The following is an 18,321-nucleotide window of genomic DNA, read 5'->3' as shown; positions in this document are numbered from 1 at the left end:
GCCACTTAAATGGCTCCTGGCGTTTGACTTAGCTGATTCAACTTAAGACAATAACTACTGGAGCGTGCATGAAACTGATTCCTTCCACAATACGCGACCGCAAGGTCACTTTGATGAAAGGCGGAGTTGTCGTCGTCACATTGATGATGGCCTTCGGTGTCGCTTCAGCAGCAAGCGATCCTGCTCCGGCTACAAAAGGATCTGCAACCCAGACCGGGCAGAAGGCAAAGACGCACCACTGGTATCAGATTGGAGAGGCTTCCTGGTATGGCACCCGCTTCCAGGGCCATACTACCGCCAACGGCGAACCCTTCAATATGTATGCCCTCACCTGTGCCCACCGCAGCCTGCCCCTCGGCAGCTGGATCAGGGTTACCAATCTCAGAAACCACAAATCCATCTTCGTCCGCGTGAACGATCGCGGCCCGATGCCTGACGACCGTATCGTCGATCTCTCCTACGCCGCTGCTCGCGCTGTAGGTATTCACGGGTTAGCCAAGGTCAAGCTCGAGCCGGTACGCGGAGGCGACCCCAAGCTCGCCCAAGAGCTTCTGGCCCAGCTCCAGATCCCGGTCATGCCGAACGGCCGCTATGGCCAATAGCCTCTAACTCTCTTTCCATCGCACAACCTGAAGGGCTCGTCTTCTGACGCGCCCTTTTTCCTGTGCTCTATGAGGTAGAGAGAACTCCTCACGCCTCTTTCGATACATTCAGGCCAAATATTATCGAGCGCTGGCCGCTCTCCCGCGTCTGTCAGCATAGAAGAGACTTATGGCGTCGTTCGAGGGATACAGTTTGGCTTTGGCTTCCATGGAGATTGCGAGGTCGGAGGTCGATCTCGCTGCTCTGGTGGAGACATACTCTGCACTCCTGTTTAGGGTAGCTCATTCTGTCCTGCGTAGCCGGACAGAGGCCGAAGACGTGGTGCAGGACGCCTTTGTCCGTGTTCTTGAGCATCGTCGCTCCCTTCCCGAAATCCGCGACATGAGGGTATGGCTGGTCCGCATTGCGTGGAACCTCGCCCTCGACCGCCGTCGCCGCATACGACCAGAGCAGTTGGACGAGGTCTTTATCGGTACGCTTGCCGCAAACAGCGTCCCTGCCGACAAGGCACTCGACGAAGCGCAACGGATGCACGCCGTCCTTCGCGAGATGGAGAGACTTCCCAAAGGGGAGCGGCACGTCCTTCTGCTCTCCGCAATCGAAGAGTTGGAAACAGCAGAGATGGCAGAGGTATTGGGCCGAAGCGAGTCGGCGGTTCGCGCATTACTCTTTCGCGCGCGGACACGGCTGCGCGAACGGCTGGAGAAAGGAGAGCACAGACGATGAGAGATCCCGATCAGCTCATAGAGAAGGTGCTGGCAGGTCTACGGGATGCCGAAGCTCCTGCAGAGATGGAACGCCGCATTTTGGATGCTGTGCAGAGCCGTGCGATGGCTAGTACCCGATGGAACTGGCTCACGACGCTCCCGCCCTGGATTGCTGTCAAGCCAGTGGCCTATGTGGGCGCGGTAGCAGGTATCGCGGCTCTCGTTCTGACGATTCCTGCTTTCCATCAGAGACACCACGCTCCCACCCAGTCCGCCAAGGCAATTCCCTCGGCACCGTTGCCTCCCATCCACTCAACGGCAGTGGCCGCAAACGCAGAGCCCCAGAGAGTCACAATCGTCACCCGGTCGCCGCGGAGAATGAACCCGAGAAGGCTGGAGGCTATTGATCCCGAGGAGTCGCTGGCCATGCGTGAGGTAAACGCCCCCAGCCGCCCCGCGCCTCCCCTTCCATTGACCGAGCAGGAGAAGCTGCTGGTACGTTTCGTCCGTGCGCACACCCCGGAAGAACTGGCAGCGATCGACCCCGCGAAGTGGGCTGCGCAAGACGAGCAGCGGAGAGCAGAGTTCGACAGATTTTTTAGGCTTTTGACCAAAGAACAAGCGGACAAGAAGAAGTTGGCACAAGAAGCGATGAACAAATCTTGACCATAAAAATCGAAGTTCCCAAAAAGGAGAAGGAATGAAATCGAACTGCCACGGAAGAGGGAGATGGACAATGAAACTTACAAACGGGATTCTGGGGATGGCCTTGGCCTTAACACTCGGTACGCTTGGCGCATTGGCGCAATCTACTCCTGCTTCCGCTCCTGCAAAGCCGAATGATGATACGGTCCAAACCTTTCACCTGACCAACGTCGTCCGTGAGCCCGATGGCAACGAGATCCTAGTCGCTATCCGCAACATGATCTCACCCACGGCCAAGGTGGACTTTGTTTCCAGCGAAAATGCCATCATTGTGCGCTCCAGCCCCGACCAGCTTGCGTTGGTAGAAAAGATCATCAAAGACCTTGATCAGCCAAGGAAGACTTATCGACTCACCTATACCTTTACCGAAATGGACGGGAGCAAGAGTATCGGAACTCAACATTTCTCAATGATTGTGATTTCGGGAGAGAGGACAACGCTGAAACAGGGCAGCAGAACACCGATTGTGACTGGGTCTTACGATGGAGGAAAATCGGGTACCCAGACACAAGTAACCTACATCGACACAGGTCTGAACTTCGACGTACTGCTGGATGAGTCCGCCGATGCCATAAGGCTGCGCTCCAAGGTGGAGCAATCGAGCATTGCGGATCAGGTTTCAGGCGTCGGACCGCAGGACCCGATCATCCGGCAGACCGTCCTGCAAGGGACATCGTTTCTGACCGTAGGCAAGCCGCTGGTGCTGGGATCGCTCGATATCCCCGGCAGCACAAGGCGTCTGGATGTCGCGGTAGAGATGAACCCTATCAAATAAAGAGTGCCTTGCAGTAATGGGATAAACGGTGCATCTCAGCACCGTTTATCCTGAACAACAAACCCGGTTAGACTCATTAACGTGCGCCCCTCTCCGAAAGATCGCCTCGCTGTCGCCCTCGACTTCCCCACTGCCAAAGCCGCTCTTGATCTGGTAGACCAGCTCTCCGGCACCTGCCAATGGTTCAAGGTCGGCATGGAGCTTTACTACGCAACTGGAAACAGCCTCGTTGAAACTCTCCGCAACCGAGGCTTTAATGTCTTTCTCGATCTCAAGCTCCACGATATCCCCAATACCGTTGCCGGAGGAGTTCGTTCGGCCACCCAGGCTGGAGCTTCTCTGTTGACCATCCATGCCTCCGGCGGTCCAGCGATGATGGCTGCCGCAGCGGAGGCTGCAACCGGCTACGGTTCGCCCCGGCTACTCGCAGTGACCGTTCTTACCAGCATGGACGCCGCCCAACTCAACGCTACAGGTGTCAGCTCCACTCCTGCCGAGCAGGTTCTGCGTCTGGCAAAGCTGGCGCAGAGCTCAGGCGTCCACGGCCTTGTATGCTCCGCCGAAGAGGTTGGTACGCTACGAGCTGAGCTTGGCGACGACGCTCTGCTAGTGATTCCCGGAATTCGGCCAGCAGGCAGCGAGATCGGCGATCAGAAGCGCATTGCCACTCCCCATGCCGCGATTGAGCGTGGAGCTTCCATGTTGGTGGTCGGTCGTCCTATCACTCAGGCTGCTAATCCTGCCGAAGCCGCCGAATTGATCCTTAAAGAGATCGAAGCTGCCAGTTAGACTTGCTGGCAAATCAAAGGGCTGTCGCTTGCCGGCGACAGCCCTTTGACTTAATCCTTTTGAATTAGGCATTTACAGAAGAACCATGAGTAACATCCATATCGCTCAGCCGCAAAACCAATGATTTTGCAGAACCTCCGCCACGGATGAATTCGCTGAGGTTTAACTCTGCGACCTCATATCCTAGATTACGAAGGCGTTGTGCCAAGTCAGTTTCGACTTTGCCCATCAGGATATGCTTGCCCACATTGATAACGTTGCAGGCGAATTGGGTGGCCTCGATCTCGCTGATAACAATGCGCTTGTCGGCGCTGAAGGCTGCTTCGATCTTGGCCAGCGACGCGGCATCGAACGCTTCAGGGAAATAGAGTAGTTCCCCGCCGCTCAGAGGGGCAAAACAGAGATCCAGGTGATAAAAGCGAGGGTCGACGAGGTGCAACGATGTCACAGGCGTATGCCAGGCATCGGCAACATGCTTGTGGCTCTGCTTGCAGGTTCGCGATCCATGAGCGGCCCATAGTCGACCTCCAGCTGCGTCGAAGACAACATCGCCTTCACCTTCAAAGGCGGTCTCGCGAGGAGTCTCCCAAACCAGGAACCCGGCATCCTGAAACCACCGGCGCAGGTGGGGCTCTTCTGTCTGGCGCTGCGGATGAGCAAAGCTCGAGACGGCTGCAACGCCGTGCTGCACCAGGGCGGTGTGGCCTACAAAGACCATATCCGGCGATCCCTGCCGTGGATGAAGCAGGCGCACATCGGCGATCTGCTGGAGGTGCTGATGCAGGGTCTTCCACTGGGCAAAGGCTGTATCTCGCGAAGATTGATGGAGATTGCCCGCCATCCAGGGGTTGATGACGTAGTTCACGTCATACCACTCGGGGGCGCACATCAAAAATGTAGGGCGGTCAAAATGAGGGAGGGAGGCAAAACTTGAGGCTGGTGAAGATACTACAGATGAGGTCGTCATAACGCTGGTTTCCTGCTTTCCAGTTGAGAGTCTGCCCCTCGGGGTAGACGGTCGTCAATAGCTGCAACGATAAATTGTTGTACGACTTTGGTTCGACGCAGCCCAACATGGAAAGGAGGTATGATTTGCGGGTCAAAAACAATTAATAATTCGCTATAAAAAAGTTGTGCATGGAACAAGAAAAAAAGGCCCCATTTCAGGCCTTTTTTACTATTTTATCTGAATTTTCTACTACAGCTTTTCGAAGAAATCGCAGGCCGAGCAGGAGATATAAACTCCACCCGGAGTTCCGCGTTCACGGTCCTTCACGCGCTTGACGATGCGGGTCGGTTTGGAGCACTTCGGACAATCCGTGCTCTTGTTCGTATCCATGACCTTTTTACGGTCGCCGGTCTTGGCAATCTTCGCCATAATGCTTGCTCTCCCTGGTGCGAATGTTTCGGCTCGCGCGCTGGAGGACCGATGTTTGGCCGTCTGTGCGACAGGCTACATCGAAACCATCCGGAACTTCTCGTAAAGATTGTCCGGGACAGGCCGCGGCGGGAATCGGAGGAGAAGAACTGCGATTGAGGCTCTCTCAAGAGTTTACACGACTGCAGCCTTAAAGGAGATGCGGGTCGGAGGGGGAACCTGCTGCGGGAACCCCGGCAGGAGGCGGAACCGGCTGGCTGGCGGTCGGAAACTGTACCTTGCCGGAACCGCCTGCAGGGATCGGCTCCCCCGGCTTACGCAGTGTTGGTGGTGGGGCCTGTCCGTTTGCAGAGTTATTGGGCTCCTGATCGCCCATCGCTATCTCTCGTGTGGGTTCCGGCGGGTTGTAGCCGCCCATTTCGTCCTTGGTATGAATCTCAAGCGGCTTGCCCAGTTCGGCGATTTCGACTTCTGTCACCCTGTCACCCATAAATTTCACAAAATGAATGGTCTGCGGCTCATGGCCGTAGATCCATTCCTCGTAAGTCGCACCGCTTGGGTCACCACTCTGCTTCTCACGAATTTTGCTCTCCGGCTCTCCCATGGCGGCAAGAACCATGCGATGGTTCATCCCTACAAGAACTTCATGCACATCAACTGCCTGTTTCACTAATGGCGGAAGCGTGTTCGCGTAGGCCTGCTCTGTGGTCTTGACTCCGAAATCGATGACTGGCGCCAGCAGCGCCTTCACCTCAGGCGCAGATACGTCGGGCACAAACCCCTCAAAGAGCAAGGTCACACGAGAACCTACTGCCTCCTGAGCGGTGTCGGCAACGACAGGGTTGTCGTTAAACTGAACATGACGCAAAAAGCGGTGTTTTTCGTACGGGCCGCCATTGAGATCGAGAATAATGCGATCACCTTTAACGGTCAGCGAGGTTACGACGACACGGTCGCCGGGGGCCGCAGACTCTCCTTTCTTGTAGATCATCTCCTTATAAGCTGCGTCGTTGGTTTCAATCGGGCCATTGGCGCGAAGTGTAAGGCCAGCCCCCATAGGAAGCGCGCAGTGTGCGAAGCCTTGTTCGGCGACCAGCATTCTCACCAGCTCGCGGCGGCCGCGCTCTTTCATCGGTTGATCAGGAAGAGGAAGATTCGTACGGGTAAAGTGGGTTGAGATTCCGTCTGTTGCGGTTTTCTCGCCGACGACGAAGACCTGGCTTCGCACTGTGGCGGCCAACAAAAGCAGACAACCTATAACGAGTGCCCATCTGTGCTTGCGCAGTGCCATGGCAGCACCTCAGATGCTTAGCAGTTTGCGCTTTCTCTTCACCATTTGCAAGGGGATGCGGCCTGTTTTTGCGTCCTATCGAAAGAGCTTTTCTGAGAACAGTTTAGCGGGGAGGTTCATTCACCGAGCGCTCTTGCGGTGTGGTCGGCAGAATCTGAACCAGCGGTGCCTGCTTCGGCCCCTGCTCCATGGCCGTATGCTCTGCCGGTGGAGGAACATCCATGGGATAACCTGCGGCGACGATAGGTTTGCGCGTGTAGTTCCATGCGTAATCGCGTGTTGCAAGGACAACTACGACGATGCCGAATGCAAGGACGAGGATCGTGAAAAAGGCTGCTTCAGGACCGTAGTCTCCGCCAGTGAGCCATATGCGGCCGATGGCGCGAGTTTGCACCACGCTCGAAAAATCCGCGATGCCACTCACCGGCAGACCGAAGAGCACGCCCATGCTCGCATTCCAGGCAAAGTGCAGGCCCCATCCCAGCCATAGTCCGTGGGTACGCAGCCAGGCAATGGAGAGCAGGACTCCCGCGAAGATGGTGATCAGTACGCTGATCCACGTAGCATCTGGATTGAAGGCGTGAAGCACACCGAAGAACGTCGACATCAGGATAGTGGCCCAGGTAGGGCCAACCACTTCGATGAGACGTCGAAAGGGATAGCCGCGAAAGGCGACCTCTTCAACCAGCGCACTCACGACAAGCATGGCCAGATTCAGGACGACCAGCCAGAAGGCCCGCGGAGCCGTCCAGAAGATGACATGCAGAGTGCCGCCCAACGCCATTGGTAGTACGGCGAGTACAACCAGTCCCCATCCAATCGCTGCGCCGATGCCCCACTCTTGTACCGCGGTCGCTCGCTGAGGCAGACCCAGCGCCTCTCGCAACGAAGAGCTCTGGTGAGCGATCATCTGCAAAAAGACGAAGCCGATACCCAACAGGAAGAGAAGGAACAGTACACCAAGTAGAGGACGTTCATCGCTCAGATTGAAGCGGACCGACAATCCCATGGCAGCCCGACCCGCCAGAGCCTGCGACGCAAAAAACCACGCGGCAGAGGTGATAAAGAGCGCAATTTGCAGCGGACGGTCCGAGCGGGTTGACGGTGTTGCATCAAACGCCTTCAACGGTAGCTACTCCATGTACAGCTTTGACCGCTAGGCGGTGGTATAGAACTGCGCGATATTGCGAAACTTCTGATAGCGCTGCTCGAGGAGCTGCTCAATCGGCAAGCTGCGAAGGTTCGCGAGATGGTATTGAAGTCTTTCGTCAACCAGAGCCATCGCTGCGGCGGGGTCGTTCTGTGTGCCGCCCTCAGGCTCCGGCAGCACGTCATCGACACAGCCTAGACGTTGGACGTCAGTTGCCGTGTATTTGAGAGCATCGGCAGCCTGCTGTTTCTTGCTGGCATCCTTCCACATGATCGACGCGCAGCCTTCAGGCGAGATCACCGAATAGATCGCGTTCTCGAGCATCAGCACACGGTCGGCTACTGCTAGCGCCAGTGCGCCGCCTGATCCGCCCTCACCGGTGATGGTGGCAATAGTAGGCACCTGCAACCGCGACATCTCCAGTAGATTGCGTGCAATCGCTTCGCCCTGCCCGCGTTCTTCTGCTCCAATGCCCGGGTTCGCTCCAGCTAGATCAATGAACGTGAAGATGGGGCGACCGAACTTCTCGGCGATCTTCATCGCTCGCAATGCCTTGCGATATCCTTCGGGATCGGGGCTGCCAAACTTTCGTGCGACACGTTCTTTGAGGGTTCTGCCCTTCAGGTTGCCGACAACCAGGACCGGCTCGCCATGAAAGTACGCCATGCCACAGTTCATTGCCGCGTCATCGCCGAAGGCGCGGTCGCCGTGGATCTCGCTGAAGTCGGTAAAGAGTGCTTCGATGAAGTCCATCGGATAAGGGCGCTGGGCGTGCCGGGCCAGCTCCGTCTTAATCCACGCTTCCGGAACCGGTGCGGCTACAGGGTGAGCGTGCGTTGCTCTGCTTGCTTCGTGTTCAGCCATAGGTATCTTGATGCTTCGGTGCTGCCTTTTGATTGTATGGCATCTCCCGCTTAATCAATAACCCGGACCGCACCCCGTCCCACGAGTTCTTCCACCTGATCGATAAATAAGCGATCCGCCGCCACCATCACATTATGTGGTTCCAGCACAGCGCAGAACTCCCCCGGCTCTTCGAGATCCAGCAACAGCTTGCCTTTGCCCGGCGCGCCAAGGAACACAGCATGAAGCTTTTCGAGCAATGCTGTATCCGGATTATGCAGCGGCACCTTGATGCGCAGCGACTCCGGCAGCTTGAGCTTCACATCTTCCAAAGCCTGAATGCTCGAAATCGCAAGCTTGGGCGCCGAGTCCTCTTCGCCTCGTAACACTCCGCGGACGAGCACCGGAACATCGATCTTCAATTTCTCCGCCAGCTTCTCGTACGACTGAGGAAACGCGATCAACTCGATCTTCCCCACCGTATCTTCGAGCGCTGCCTGCGCGTAAAGCTCGCCCGACCGCTTCGACTTTGCCACCTTCAATCCTGTGATGACTCCGGCGATGGCAATCTCATTCTGCGGCTCTTCGTTGCGCCCTCTACGAAATACCTGTGGCTCCGGCTTCATCTCGACTGCGGTCGCCGTGTCCACCACCTTCATGTTGCGCAGCTTCTCGCGGTATTTGTCCATCGGATGGCCGGAGACGAAGAAACCCATCACCTCTTTTTCAAATTGCAACCGCGTATGCTCGTCCCACTCCGGAACATTGGGCAGAGCATCCTCGCCTCCGCCGGCAGCGGGTATGTCCGAATCGAATATTCCGAACAGTCCATGCTGCCCGGCTGCCTCGTCACGCTGTGCCTTCTGTGCTTGCTCCATCGCCTTGTCGAGTGCCGCCATCACCTGAGAGCGCCCGCCAAACGCATCCATCGCGCCCGCCTTGATCAGCGACTCTAATACGCGTTTGTTCAGCAGGCGAAGATCGACCTTCTCGCAGAACTCCCACAGGCTGCTGAAGCCCGGTTTCCCTGCTGCCTTCAGATCTTCGCGCGCCTTGATGATGGACTCAATTGCGTTGTGACCGACGTTCTTGATTGCGGCCAAACCGAAGCCGATGGCGTCTCCAACGGGAGTGAAGTTAGCGTAGGAGTTCTGGACGTTGGGCGGAACTACCGCAATGTTAATCTCGCGGCACTCGCCGATGTACTTCACAACATTCTCCGGCTTCGATGTTTCGCTCGTCAGCAGAGCGGCCATAAACTCCACCGGGTAGTGCGTCTTGAGCCACGCCGTATGGTACGCAAGCAATGCGTATGCAGCAGAGTGCGACTTGTTGAATCCGTATCCGGCAAACTGCGCCATCAGGTCGAAGAGCTTACCTGCAGTATCTTTTGGATGCTTATTCGCAGCCGCCCCAGCCATAAAGCGCTCGCGCTGCTTGTCCATCTCGGCGGCATCTTTCTTACCCATCGCACGGCGCAGCAGGTCGGCATCGCCGAGCGAATATCCGGCGACAACGTTGGATATTTGCATGACCTGTTCTTGATAGACGATGACGCCCAGCGTCTCCTTCAGCAGCATCTCGAGCTCTGGCAGCAGGTACTCAACCGCTCGTCGTCCCCACTTACGTTCGATGAAGTCGTCGATCATACCGCCCTGAATCGGCCCCGGACGATAGAGAGCATTCAAAGCGGTAAGGTCTTCGACGGTCGTAGGCTTGTAGCGACGAAGCACATCGCGCATGCCGCCCGATTCAAACTGGAAGACTCCCGAAGTCAGCGCGCGATGAAAGACCTGCTCGTATGTCTTCTCATCATCGAGCGGCACCTTAGCCATCTCGACGGTCTCATTGCGGTTCAGCTTGATCAGCTTCAGGCAGTCGTCGATGACAGTGAGAGTTGTGAGCCCAAGAAAGTCCATCTTGAGCAGACCCATCTTCTCGACCGCCTTCATGTCGTAGGCCGTTACCAGCGACTCGTCCTTTGTCAGCGTGACCGGCACCAGTTCGGTCAGCGGCTGCGGAGCAATCACAACGCCCGCCGCGTGAACGCCTGCCCCGCGAATCAAGCCTTCCAGACGAATCGCAGCGTCAATGACTTCCTTGATACGAGCGTCGCCCTCATATGCCGTAGCCAACATCGGCGAGTCCTTCATCGCCTGCTCAATCGTGATCCCAATCGTCGTCGGAATCATCTTTGCAATGCGGTCTACCTCGCCATAGGGCATGTCGAGTGCGCGTCCAACGTCCTTGATCGCAGCCTTTGCCGCCATGGTGTTGAACGTGATGATCTGCGCCACCTGATCGCTGCCGTACTTGCGCTTGACGTACTCGATCACCTCGCCGCGACGATTCATGCAGAAGTCGATATCGATATCAGGCATGGAGATACGTTCCGGATTGAGGAAGCGCTCGAAGAGCAACTCGTTCTGGAGTGGATCGACGTCCGTAATCTCCATCACGTAGGCCACCAGCGAACCTGCCGCCGAACCACGTCCCGGCCCTACGGGGATGTCATTTTCTTTGGCATAGCGGATGAAGTCCCATACGATCATGAAGTAGCCGGGAAACTGCATCTGCTTGATGCAATCAAGCTCGCGGTTCAGCCTGGCCTCATAGTCCGCAATCGACTTGCGCAGCAGCCCGCGCTCGCGCAAATGCGCCACTGCGGTATCGAGACGCTTCTTCAGTCCCTCGCGGCAGACATTTTCAAAGTAGCTGTCGAGTGTATGGCCTTCGGGAACATCGAAGACCGGGAATGGATTCTTGACCTTCGACAACTTAAGGTTGCAGCGATCCACAAATTGCATTGTGCGCGTGCAGACCTCTGGGTTCTGCGCGAAGGTGCGGTGCATCTCCTCGGCAGATTTAATGTAGAACTCCTGCGTGTCGAACTTGAAACGGTTGGGATCGTTCATGCTGCCCGCCGTCTGCACGCATAGCAGAATCTCGTGTGCGCGGCTGTCGTCATTGGCGACATAGTGGCTGTCGTTCGTGGCGATCAGCGGAATACCCAGCTCGCGCTCCATCTTGAAGAGCGCATCGCAAACGCCCTTATCCGGTTCGAGCCCATGATCCTGAATCTCAAGAAAGAAGTTGTTCTTGCCGAAGATCTCCTGAAAATATCCCGCGGTCTGCTTCGCTTCGTCGTACTTGCCTGCCATCAGGTGCTGGTTCAGTTCGCCTGCAAGGCAGCCGGAGAACCCGATCAATCCTTCGGTATGCTTCGACAAAAATTCTTTCGAGACGCGTGGTTTGCGATAGAAGCCATGCAGTGCGGCCTCGCTCGTGAGGCGAACCAGGTTGCGATAGCCGGTTTCGTTCTCTGCAAGCACCAGAAAGTGGTTGTACCCGTCGGCAAGCTCACGATGATCAGCGGTCTTTGAGAGATAGAGCTCGCAGCCAAGAATCGGCTTTACGCCCTTCTTCTGCATGGCATCGAAGAAGTGCACGGCTCCATAGATATTGCCGTGATCAGTCATTGCGGCGGCTGTCTGGCCGATTTTGCTGACGTGCGCGGCCAGCTTATCAACATCGCAGGCTCCATCGAGGAGCGAGTAGTCAGTGTGGAGATGGAGGTGAGTAAACTCTGCGGCCATACCCCTAGTTTAGAACCGTCACGCGCAGAGGAAAACGCGGCTTAATTAGCAGCTTTAGTATTAGAATCGTGGGCAAATGGCCGGGATATTCCTTGTCGACTCAATTCGCCTATGGCTGCACCGCAGAAACCGCCAGAAGAAGCTGCAACTGGCGCAGAGCTGGCCAGTGATCGCCGCTGAGGTTAATCATTGGGCTGTCGTACAGGCTGATGAAGAGGCGAATGCCTTTGGAGTTCCCTTTCAGATCGAGGCAGGCTTCCACTTCAGGCTCAATGGCGAATACTACGGCGGCTACTTCCGTAGCGTGGCGCTGGCCGGAGGCGAAGCAGAACGGTTGGCAAAGGGCACTCCCATCGTCAATGTTCGCTATAATCCCGCAAACCCGGACGCTGTAGCGGTTCTGGCAGAAGACAACACAAGCAGTCTTCCCTTCAAGGTCTTCTCCAGTTAGCAGCGAGCTTTACTTTACGAGGCTCGTCGCCAACTCCACATAAAGTTCCACACACTCCAGCAGCTCCTTCTTCGATATCTTCTCGTCCGGTGTATGTGCCACGTGGATACTCCCCGGTCCCAGGAGAAACGGCTCGCCCCAGTTGGTGAGGGTTGGAATATCGGTCGCAAACTTGGCCACCATCGTCGGTAGGTTGCCCACCCGGCGCATCCGGACATAGCTCAGATCGAGCGAGAAGGTAACATCGGCCCGGTCTCCCACTGCCTTTAGGATCAGGTCTTTGACCTCCTGCGAGGGGCCAACGGTACGGATCAGGATGTGCGCTTCGGCCTTGTCGGCAATGACGTTCGGTGCCCGTCCGCCATCGATCAAGCCAATATTCAGGGTCGAAGGGCCAATCTCCGGCTCCTCGGGTAACGCCAGCGCCTTTACGTCATGCAGCGCGTCTACCAGCTTGTCGATGGCCGACTCTCCCAGTTCGGGATAGGCCGAATGCGCCATGCGTCCATTGCTGCGAAGCTCCACACGCAGCGCTCCTTTGGTGGCGAGCGCCAGACGGTTGTCCGTCGGTTCGCCATTAATCAGAAACTTCGATCCCTTGGGAAACTTGTTGGCAACCTTTGCCCCGGCCGAGTCTCTCTCTTCTCCGACGACGAAGAGCAGGCCCACCTTTACTCCAGCGGCCCGCAAGCGGGCAGCAGCCGCTACCTGGGCGGCGATGATTCCCTTCGCATCGCAGGTGCCCCGTCCGTAGAGAAACTCCTCGTCCTCGCGGCAGCCAAAAAACGGAGGAACGGTGTCCATGTGTGTCGAAAGAACGATGTCCGGGGTAACGCCAGGCATCGCGGCGTAGACGTTGAACCGCTCCCCACTTCCCGCGCCAGGGGTCAGCTTCAGCTCGGGCTGCTCGACTGGCATCTTCTCAACGGCGTAACCCTCGGAGGCTAGAAAATCGTACAAAAAGGTTCCGGCAGCGCCTTCGTGGTAGGTGGTCGAGTCGATATCGACCAGTTGTTTTGTGAGCTGGATGGGGTCAATTGCCATTCTTCCAGCATACGATACACATGGGATATTTCTGTTCAGGCCAACCACTGGAAAACCCGTTAAATCATCAAAAAATCAATCGTTTCGTGCTGTGCTTTCTCTGCGGCGGTCTTTCCTGCGATGGAGCAGAGTTCGAACCAGACAGGCATAGAATCAGTTGAGATGACTGAAAAGAGACCATCGCAAATTATCTCTGTAGATGACCTTCGCAGCTCAGCCGGACGCCTTGAGGCGCTGCTGAATACAGGTCATGAAGATGCCCCATTCGCAGTTCTGCTTTGCCATCCTCACCCCAAGGGTGGTGGCACGATGCATAACAAGGTGGTCTATCACGCGATGAAGGCGTTCAGCTCTTTTGGATTGCCAACCCTGCGCTTCAACTTTCGCGGCGTCGGCCTGAGCGAAGGTAGCTTCGATGACGGACAGGGTGAGCAGGAAGATGTTCGCGTTGCGCTCGAATGGCTCGATGCCAGACTCAAACTGCCTATATTAGTTGCCGGTTTTTCTTTCGGCTCCTATGTCGGGCTGCGTGTCGGTTGCGGAGATACTTCCGTCAAGGGCCTGATTGCGTTAGGCTTGCCAGCTCACGCCGAAGGCCGCGACTATACCTATGGTTTTCTGGCGGCCTGTACGCAACCCAAACTTTTTATCAGCGGCGACCATGATGTCTTCGGTCCGCGTGCGCATATGGAGGCGGTCTTTGCCTCGACTCCCGAGCCGAAACGGCTTGTCTGGATTGAGGGAGCGGAACACTTCTTTCAGGGAACGCCGGAGTCGCCCACTCCTAAGCTGGGTCAGATGCAGCAGGAGATCGCTCGCTGGCTACATGAACAATACGCTCTAAATAGATGAATATAAAATACTAAGCAGCGCTTTTAGCGGCATGTGGCATCTTCAGGAGCCAGTCTCGCATGGTTTGGTTACAGATTTCCGGCATCTCTTCAAAGGCGATGTGCCCTGCGCCATGAATGACGACGAGGCTCGACTGCGGCAACACCTGTTTCAACTGCTGACCGGACACCAGCCCTACGGCGCGATCGCGATCGCCCCATATCAGCAGCGTCGGCTTGCCGCTCAGCCTCGATAACATCGAGCGAAGAAGGCTCATATCGGCAGACCATCGTCGGACGATCTGCAACACATGGTCGATTGTGCCGGGGATATGTAATCCAGTGATATAGCCTTCGAGCGCGCCCTCGGCAACGCGGGAAGGATCGCCATACATCCGGCTGAGTGCCGTAGCCTTGAGCATTCTTGGCAGATGAGGAATCTGCCGTGCGAACCAGACCCCGAATCGCGTCTGATAGAAACGGATCAGTTGTTTCCCGAGATCGCAATATGGATTGGCTGGAGCAAATAAGACAAGACTGCGCACTCGCTGGGGATGACGCGCTGCCAGCATCATAGCGACCGCCCCGCCATGAGAGTGAGCGCCGATATCGGCTTTCTCCACACCCAGCGCGTCCATGAAGGCGACAATACGGTCCGCAGTTGCCTCCAGTCCGGCATCGAGTCCGGGGACTCGTTCCGATTCCCCCATATTGAAGAGATCGACGGCGTAGACGCTGGCATCCTGCGCGAGAAAACGGATGTTATTTTGCCAGTTTCGCGACGAGCCCACCAAGCCATGCAACAACAGCAGCGGATGTCCTGAGCCGGCATGCTGGTAGTGGATTTTGCTACCCGCTACCGTGACAAATGCCTCGCTCATTTCCTCATCGTGCTGCATTGTTCCGCTCCCCTTAGCAAATGTTACAAGAAGATTAATTTTTTGAGGCAGGTTTCACCTGAAAAATTAACAATTGAATTTGCTGCGTGCTTAAGGGGTAAATGGAGATGAGAGATCAACCGTCGGGTTACCTGTTCCTTGGACCGTAGAAGGATAAACAGCATTACGGAATGGGTTATGATTTTCTGTAGATGTGGTAGTTCCACATTCAATTATTTCAGCTAAATGGTCATATACTCATTTGGTACACAATGTGCTTAATGAAGTTGTCGTAACTTATGAAGAATGGCTTCCAAACGCGTATTCTGGCGATCGCCCTCGCTTTAGCGACGCTGGCCGCGTGCGTGCTTGCCGGTTTTAATCTTCAGCACGAAAACCACTTCGATGTGCCGACCGACGGTGTCTCGTGGATTGAGGCTCCAGGTGGGTTGCGGGCGCAGCGGGTACCGGTTGATTCTCCCGGCTTTCGCGCGGGTATCCGGACCGGAGACATCCTTGTAGCCATCAACGATCGCCCTACGGACCGACTGGCTCCTTTGGTTCGCGAAATGTTTCGCAGCGGGATCTGGTCTCATGCGACCTACTCGATCCTTCGCCCGGTTCCGAACTCAATCGATCTCCAGGGCTCGGCGAAGCTCGACATTCAGGTGATCCTTGTTCCCCAGGATCGTTCCAGCAATCAGTGGCTGCGGTTTATCGCGCTTGTTTATCTTGCCATTGGAATCTATGTCCTGTTTCGACGATGGACGGCACCGAAGTCGACGCATTTTTACGTCTTTTGTCTGGTGTCTTTTGTTCTGTACTCGTTCAAGTACACGACGCAGTTTGATACCTTCGACCAGATTATTTATTGGGGCAATATCATCGCGGAGGCGCTTCAGCCTGCACTATTTGTCCATTTTGCGGTCAGCTTCTCTGACGCCTTTGCGGCCAATCGCCCTAGCAAACTGAAGCGCAGCTTCCTGACGGCTGCGATTTATGCACCCGCAATCTTTTTGATTGCGCTGCAATACTCTGCGCTTCAATATTGGTCTGCTACTGAGCTGCTGCGGCATCGGCTCGATCAGATTGCCGTCGCATATCTGGCGATTTACTATGTCATCGCTGCCATCGTCTTCCGCTTCCGCTATCAGCGGGCGGAGTCTGGATTGGAGCGGCAACAGCTGAAGTGGCTCACTCGTGGCACACTGCTCACGATCACGCCGTTCACGCTGCTGTACGTCATCCCATATCTTTATTTCTCGGGCACGTCTGTTCCTTCGCTGCTGACAAAGATCGCCGGGCTGTCGTTGATCTTTCTACCGCTTACCTTCAGTTGGGCTATCGTGCGCTATCGGCTGATGGATGTGGACCTGATCTTCAAGCGCGGTGTGACATACACGCTTGCAACGGCTTCGCTGGTTGGGCTCTATTTCGTTATTGTCGCGGTAACTGCCGAGATGGTGCGGGCACGTCTGCCGAGCCTGCATGTCTGGGGATTGCTGGCCGCCATCGTCTTTACGGGAATTCTTTTTGAGCCGTTGAAGAAGGCGATTCAAGGCCGTGTCGACCGGATCTTTGATCAGAAACGTCTGGATTATCGGGAGACGCTGGTTGAATTCGGTCGAGGCCTGAACTCGCAGACAGATCTGCGTGCGTTGCTGAATTCGATCGTCGAGCGTCTCCCACAGACCTTGCTTGTCACGCGCGTGGCAGTTTTTTTGGCGACCGAGGGCAAGCGATCTCCGGTGGCTCCGCACTTCGAACTGGCGGCTTCGCATGGACTCACCAATCTTCAGGACGCCGATCTGCAGTCGCTCGATGTTCGGTTCCTCGATTTTGACCGTCCCGGCGCTAACAATCATCTGTTTCTTGAAACGCCGCAACAAGTTCTTCGGTTGCCCGATGCACAGCGCAGCAGCGCGCGCAATCTGGACTTGAACTATTACCTTCCTTGTCGTGTTGCCAACCGGGAGGGATCGGGAACGCGCACTGTCGCCATCATCGGGTTGGGTAGGACTGACGATGGGGATTTTCTTTCGAGCGAAGACATGGAGTTGCTGGAATCGCTCGCCGGCTACATCGGAATCGCCATTCAAAATGCGCAGCTTTACCAGCGGCTTGAACAGAAGATCGGCGAGTTTGAGCGACTCAAGGAGTTCCACGAGAACATCGTCGAGTCGATCAATGTGGGAGTCTTTGCCGTCGATCTCGAAGATCGTATCGAGAGTTGGAACACGCAGATGGAGAGCATGTACTCGAAGTCTCGCGCCGAGGTGCTGCACCAGCCGGTCTCTGAGGTCTTTCCGCCGGATTTCGTTGCCAGGTTTAACAGCGTCCGCGAAGAGCAGGGGACACACACGCTGTATAAGTTTCGCCTTGCACTGCCCGACGGCACTATCCGTACCGCCAATATCGCCATCGCTCCGCTGGTGACACGTGATTTCATCGCGGTGGGCCGCATCATTCTGGTTGACGATATCACCGACCGGATCCAGCTTGAGGCCCAGTTGACCCAGTCGGAGAAACTCTCCTCGATCGGCCTGCTGGCGGCGGGAGTTGCGCACGAGGTCAATACGCCGCTGGCTGTTATCTCAAGCTACACGCAGATGCTGACTAAGCATATGCGCGATGACGAACGCCTGGCACCGGTCCTTGAAAAGATTACACAACAGACGTTCCGCGCCTCCGAGATCGTCAATGGTCTGTTGAACTTCTCGCGAACGAGCGGAGCGGAGTTCACCAATATCGACCTTAACGATCTTCTTCGCGACACGCTGACTTTGCTGGAACACCAGTTGAAGACGGCGCAGATCCACATTGAAACTAACTTCGATCCGCAGCTCTTCCGTATTCACGGTAATCAGGGCAAGTTGCAACAGGTAATTCTCAATCTCATGTTGAACGCAAAAGATGCAATGTTCGGTATGTCGAATGCGACGCTGAAGGTTGCCACATTCAATAGTTCGGGACACGTCTTCGTGCGCATCCAGGACTCCGGCGGTGGAATCGAACGCGAACATCTGCACCGCATCTACGATCCATTTTTTACGACTAAGACGAAGCCGCAGGAAGGCGAGCATAAAGGTACCGGCCTCGGCCTTGCCGTGAGTTACGGAATCATCCAGGAGCACGCCGGCAAGATCCATGTAGAGAGCGAACGGGGTGTCGGGACGGCCTTCCAGCTCGAGTTCCCTGCTTCGGGCAGCAGACCACAAGTTTCTGCTGAAACAACTACAAACGGCCGTCGCGATATCGAGAGGAAGACGATTCATGTCTGA

General features: G+C 56.0%; 16 protein-coding genes. 8 read left to right on the top strand and 8 right to left on the bottom strand.

Annotated features, from left to right (window positions below; all coding sequences use genetic code 11):
• Window positions 1–68: 68 nt before the first annotated feature.
• From IEW09_RS06260 to pyrF, 5 genes are all read left to right on the top strand, one after another.
• Entirely contained in the window at window positions 69–602 is a 534-nt protein-coding gene (locus IEW09_RS06260; RefSeq protein WP_188553347.1) for a septal ring lytic transglycosylase RlpA family protein, read from the top strand.
• 169 nt (window positions 603–771) lie between these two features.
• Window positions 772–1,329, top strand: coding sequence for an RNA polymerase sigma factor (locus IEW09_RS06255; protein ID WP_188553346.1), 558 nt, complete (start codon window positions 772–774; stop codon window positions 1,327–1,329).
• Complete coding sequence (locus tag IEW09_RS06250; protein ID WP_188553345.1) at window positions 1,326–1,976, top strand: hypothetical protein; 651 nt, start codon at window positions 1,326–1,328, stop codon at window positions 1,974–1,976. The genes IEW09_RS06255 and IEW09_RS06250 overlap by 4 nt, the downstream gene beginning before the upstream one ends.
• Before the next feature lie 70 nt (window positions 1,977–2,046).
• The gene (locus tag IEW09_RS06245) at window positions 2,047–2,790 is read left to right on the top strand and encodes a secretin N-terminal domain-containing protein (protein ID WP_188553344.1); all 744 of its coding nucleotides are present in this window, start codon (window positions 2,047–2,049) and stop codon (window positions 2,788–2,790) included.
• An 81-nt stretch (window positions 2,791–2,871) separates the two neighbouring features.
• Window positions 2,872–3,579 (top strand): orotidine-5'-phosphate decarboxylase, encoded by a 708-nt coding sequence (gene pyrF / locus IEW09_RS06240; RefSeq protein WP_229739146.1) that lies wholly within the window; start codon window positions 2,872–2,874, stop codon window positions 3,577–3,579.
• A 64-nt stretch (window positions 3,580–3,643) separates the two neighbouring features.
• Here pyrF and IEW09_RS06235 read toward each other — a convergent pair whose 3' ends face one another.
• From IEW09_RS06235 to dnaE, 6 genes are all read right to left on the bottom strand, one after another.
• Window positions 3,644–4,468 (bottom strand): dimethylarginine dimethylaminohydrolase family protein, encoded by an 825-nt coding sequence (locus IEW09_RS06235; RefSeq protein ID WP_229739145.1) that lies wholly within the window; start codon window positions 4,466–4,468, stop codon window positions 3,644–3,646.
• Window positions 4,469–4,777: 309 nt separating this feature from the next.
• Window positions 4,778–4,957, bottom strand: coding sequence for an Rcat domain-containing protein (locus tag IEW09_RS06230; protein WP_020713649.1), 180 nt, complete (start codon window positions 4,955–4,957; stop codon window positions 4,778–4,780).
• A 190-nt stretch (window positions 4,958–5,147) separates the two neighbouring features.
• Entirely contained in the window at window positions 5,148–6,248 is a 1,101-nt protein-coding gene (locus tag IEW09_RS06225; RefSeq protein ID WP_188553342.1) for a hypothetical protein, read from the bottom strand.
• Window positions 6,249–6,351: 103 nt separating this feature from the next.
• Window positions 6,352–7,374, bottom strand: coding sequence for a CPBP family intramembrane glutamic endopeptidase (locus IEW09_RS06220; protein WP_188553341.1), 1,023 nt, complete (start codon window positions 7,372–7,374; stop codon window positions 6,352–6,354).
• A gap of 30 nt (window positions 7,375–7,404) precedes the next feature.
• On the bottom strand, window positions 7,405–8,262 hold the full coding sequence (locus IEW09_RS06215) for an acetyl-CoA carboxylase carboxyltransferase subunit alpha (protein WP_188553340.1): 858 nt from the start codon (window positions 8,260–8,262) through the stop codon (window positions 7,405–7,407).
• Window positions 8,263–8,312: 50 nt separating this feature from the next.
• The gene (gene dnaE / locus IEW09_RS06210) at window positions 8,313–11,837 is read right to left on the bottom strand and encodes a DNA polymerase III subunit alpha (RefSeq protein WP_188553339.1); all 3,525 of its coding nucleotides are present in this window, start codon (window positions 11,835–11,837) and stop codon (window positions 8,313–8,315) included.
• Between the two features lie 76 nt (window positions 11,838–11,913).
• On the opposite strand from dnaE, the gene IEW09_RS06205 reads away from it, so the two are divergent.
• Complete coding sequence (locus tag IEW09_RS06205) at window positions 11,914–12,288, top strand: DUF3592 domain-containing protein (RefSeq protein WP_188553338.1); 375 nt, start codon at window positions 11,914–11,916, stop codon at window positions 12,286–12,288.
• A gap of 9 nt (window positions 12,289–12,297) precedes the next feature.
• Here IEW09_RS06205 and IEW09_RS06200 read toward each other — a convergent pair whose 3' ends face one another.
• A complete protein-coding gene (locus IEW09_RS06200; RefSeq protein WP_188553337.1) occupies window positions 12,298–13,332 on the bottom strand; it encodes a M20/M25/M40 family metallo-hydrolase in 1,035 nt (344 codons plus the stop codon).
• Between the two features lie 162 nt (window positions 13,333–13,494).
• Between IEW09_RS06200 and IEW09_RS06195 the strand changes: the two genes are divergently transcribed.
• Window positions 13,495–14,184, top strand: a complete 690-nt coding sequence (locus tag IEW09_RS06195; protein ID WP_188553336.1) for an alpha/beta hydrolase — start codon at window positions 13,495–13,497, stop codon at window positions 14,182–14,184.
• A gap of 10 nt (window positions 14,185–14,194) precedes the next feature.
• On the opposite strand, the gene IEW09_RS06190 is transcribed toward IEW09_RS06195, so the two are convergent.
• Window positions 14,195–15,043, bottom strand: coding sequence for an alpha/beta fold hydrolase (locus IEW09_RS06190; RefSeq protein WP_229739144.1), 849 nt, complete (start codon window positions 15,041–15,043; stop codon window positions 14,195–14,197).
• A gap of 296 nt (window positions 15,044–15,339) precedes the next feature.
• Here IEW09_RS06190 and IEW09_RS06185 point away from each other — a divergent pair, with 296 nt between their 5' ends.
• The gene (locus tag IEW09_RS06185) at window positions 15,340–18,321 is read left to right on the top strand and encodes an ATP-binding protein (protein ID WP_188553334.1); all 2,982 of its coding nucleotides are present in this window, start codon (window positions 15,340–15,342) and stop codon (window positions 18,319–18,321) included.

The sequence above is a fragment of the Edaphobacter dinghuensis genome (assembly GCF_014640335.1).
GTDB classification, from domain to species: domain Bacteria; phylum Acidobacteriota; class Terriglobia; order Terriglobales; family Acidobacteriaceae; genus Edaphobacter; species Edaphobacter dinghuensis.
The sequence above is the reverse complement of the archived record's forward strand: the minus strand, read 5'-3'. Positions and strand labels throughout refer to the sequence as shown.